A 3,569-nucleotide genomic window follows, 5' to 3' on the forward strand; every position below is an offset into this window, starting at 1 on the left:
TAGATTCCTGCCATGCGAACGGTGGGCTGCCTGGTGCTGGACGGTGTACGGGCCTTCGACTACGCGGTGGTGGGGGAGATCTGGGCGTCGCGGGGCCCGATCGAGGCCCAGGCGATCCTGGCCACCTACGGTCAGGACCGCGAACAGCCGCTTCTGCTCGGCTCGTTGAAGTCCAACATCGGCCACACCCAGGCGGCGGCGGGTGTGGCGGGCGTGATCAAGTCGGTGCTGGCGATCCGCAACGGCGTGCTGCCGCGCACCCTGCACGCCGAGCAGCGAACCCCCTACGTCGACTGGGACGCCGGTGCGGTCGAGCTGCTCACCGAGCAGCGCGCCTGGCCGGAGGTCGAGGGCCCGCGCCGGGTCGGCGTCTCGGCCTTCGGTGCCAGCGGCACCAACGCGCACGTGATCATCGAGCAGGCTCCGGAGGAGCCCGAGGCCGAGGTGGAGCTCGCCGACACCCCCGCGGCGCTGCCCTTCGTGGTCTCCGGCCGCTCGCCGGAGGCGCTGGCGGCCCGGGCTGCCCAGGTGGCCGAACTCCTGGCCACCGAGGAGCCGTTGGAGCTGGCCCGAGCCCTGGTGGCCGACCGGGCCGTGTTCGAGGAGCGGGCGGTGGTGCTCGGCGGCGGCGCCGAGGCGCTGCGCGCGCTGGACGGCCCCGGGGTGGTGCGCGGGACGGCGCGCCCGGGTGGTCTGGCGTTCCTGTTCTCCGGGCAGGGCAGCCAGCGGGTGGGTATGGGGCGGGAGTTGTACGCCGCCTTCCCGGTCTTCGCGGAGGCCTTCGACGCCGTCCAGGCCGCGCTCGGGCTGTCGGTGGCGGAGGTGATCGAGAGCGGTGAGGGCCTGGACGAGACGGGGTGGACCCAGCCGGCACTGTTCGCGGTGGAGGTCGCGCTCTACCGGCTCTACGAGTCCTGGGGCGTGCGGCCCGACTACGTCACCGGGCACTCGATCGGCGAGCTGGCCGCCGCCCACGTGGCGGGCGTGCTCTCGCTGGCCGACGCCGCCGCACTGGTGGCGGCCCGGGCCCGGCTGATGCAGGAACTGCCCGGCGGAGGTGCGATGGTGGCGATCGAGGCCACCGAGGAGGAGGTCCGCGAGGCTCTCGTCCCCGGTGCCGAGATCGCTGCGGTGAACGGTCCGCGTTCGGTGGTGGTCTCCGGTGACGCCGAGGCGGTCGAGACGGTGCGACAGCGATTCGCCGACCGCCGGACCAAGCAGTTGAGGGTCAGTCACGCGTTCCACTCCGCCCACCTGGACGGCATGCTCGCCGAGTTCGGGCGGATCGCCGCCGGTCTGACCTTCCACGCCCCGCAGATCCCGGTGGTCTCCAACCTGACCGGCCGGATCGCCACCGCCGCCGAGCTCACCGACCCGCAGTACTGGGTCCGCCAGGTCCGCGAGGCGGTCCGCTTCGCCGACGTGGTCCGGGAGTTGGCGGCCGGGGGCGTCACCACCTTCGTCGAGCTCGGCCCCGATGGCACGCTCACCGGCCTGGTCGGCGCCGCCCTCGAAGCACCCGTCACGGCCGCCGCACTGCGCCGCGACCGCGACGAGGCCCGGACCGCCGTCGCCACGCTGGCCCGGATCCACGTCCAGGGCCACCGGGTGAACTGGACCGCCCTGCTCGGCCGCCCCTCCCGCCCGGCCGGGCTGACCCTCCCCACCTACCCCTTCCAGCGCCGCCGCTACTGGCTGGAGCCCGCCCACCGCGGCGCCGACGCGACCGGGCTCGGCCTCGCCGAGGCCGCCCACCCCCTGCTAGGCGCCACCGTCCGGCTCCCGGACGGCGAGGGCGTGCTGCTGACCGGCAGCCTCTCGCTGCGCACCCACCCCTGGCTGGCCGACCATGCCGTCCAGGGCACCGTGATCGTCCCCGGCACCGCGCTGCTGGAGCTCGCGGTCCGGGCCGGGGACGAGCTGGGCGCCGGCACCCTGGACGAGCTGGTGGTCGAGGCCCCGCTGGTCCTGGCCGAGCAGGGCGCGGTGCACGTCCAGGTCGCCGTCGGCGGCGCGGACGGGACCGGGGCCCGCGAGGTCACCGTGCACTCCCGCCCGGCCGGGACGGAGGAGTGGAGCCGGCACGCCTCGGGCCTGCTGCTGGCCGGGCCCGGTGCCCCGGGAGAGGAGCTGCGCGCGTGGCCCCCGGCGGGTGCCACCGCGCTGGCCACCGAGGAGGTGTACCAGGAGCTGGCTGCCGCCGGGCTCGCCTACGGCCCGGCCTTCCGGGGCCTGCGGGCGGCCTGGCGGGACGGCGACACCTTCTACGCCGAGGTCGCGCTGCCGGAGGAGGTCCGGGACAGCGCCGGTGAGTTCGGGCTCCACCCGGCCCTGCTGGACGCCGCCGTGCACGTCACCGCCCACCACGGCCTGACCGACACCCCGCCCGGCACCAGCCGCCTGCCCTTCGCCTACACCGGCGTGCGGCTGCACGCGGTCGGCGCGAGCGCCCTGCGGGTGCGCCTGCGCTACACCGAGCCGGAGGCCATCTCGGTCGACGTCGCGGACGAGACCGGCGCCCCGGTCGCCTCCGTCGAGGCCCTGCGGGCCCGACTGGTCTCCGCCGAGCAGCTCGCCCCGGCCGGCGGCGCCGACCGCGACGCGCTGTTCCGGCTGGAGTGGCCGGAGATCGCGGCCTCCGAGCCGGCGGCTGCCGACAGCTGGAGCGAGCTGCGGATCACCGGCCACGAGGGCGTGCTCGCCGGGGCGCTGACGGCCGTTCAGGACTGGCTGGCGGACGAGGCGAACGAGGGCACCCGGCTGGCCGTGGTGACCACTGGCGCCGTCCCGGCCATCGGGGAGGCGCCGGACCCGGTGCTCGCCCCGGTCTGGGGGCTGTTGCGCTCCGCGCAGTCCGAGCACCCCGGCCGGATCGTCCTGCTGGACACTGACCACGACTCGGAGCACCTGATCTCGGCCGCCCTGGCCACCGAGGAGCCCCAACTCGCCCTGCGGGCGGGCCGGGTGCACGTGCCCCGGCTGGTCCGTGCCACCGCCCCCGAGGTCGGCGCCGCCCGGCCCTGGGACCCGGAGGGCACGGTGCTGATCACCGGTGGCACCGGTGTGCTGGGCGGGCTGCTGGCCCGTCACCTGGTGGCCGAGCGGGGCGTGAAGCACCTGCTGCTGCTGTCCCGCAGTGGGGTCCGCGCGCCGGGCGCTGAGGAACTCCAGGACGAGCTCGTGGAGTTGGGCGCGGAGGTGACCATCACCGCCGCCGACGCGGGCGACCGCGAGGAGCTCGCCGCCGCCATCGCCGCGATACCGAAGCGGCACCCGCTGACCGCCGTGGTGCACACGGCCGGTGCGGTGGACGACGGCCTGCTCACCGCCCTCACCCCCGAGCGGCTGCGGACCGTCTGGGCCCCGAAGGCCGACGGCGCCCGCCACCTGCACGAGCTGACCAGGGGCCACGACCTCGCGGCCTTCGTGCTCTACTCCTCGGTCGCCGCCGTCCTCGGAGGCCCGGGGCAGGCGAGCTACTCCGCCGCCAACACCTACCTGGACGCGCTCGCCGCCCACCGCCGCTCGATCGGCCTGCCCGCCCAGTCGCTGGCCTGGGGCCAGTGGGC

The 3,569-nt window shown here is 76.0% G+C and carries 1 protein-coding gene; it reads left to right on the plus strand.

All coding sequences use genetic code 11. The annotated features are described in order from the left end of the window. Window positions 1-12 precede the first annotated feature (12 nt). Window positions 13-3,569, plus strand: a 3,557-nt coding sequence (locus tag ACWEPF_RS39600; RefSeq protein ID WP_452176485.1) for an SDR family NAD(P)-dependent oxidoreductase, incomplete at its 3' end; no start/stop codon positions are given.

The sequence above is a fragment of the Kitasatospora sp. NPDC004289 genome (assembly GCF_053602875.1).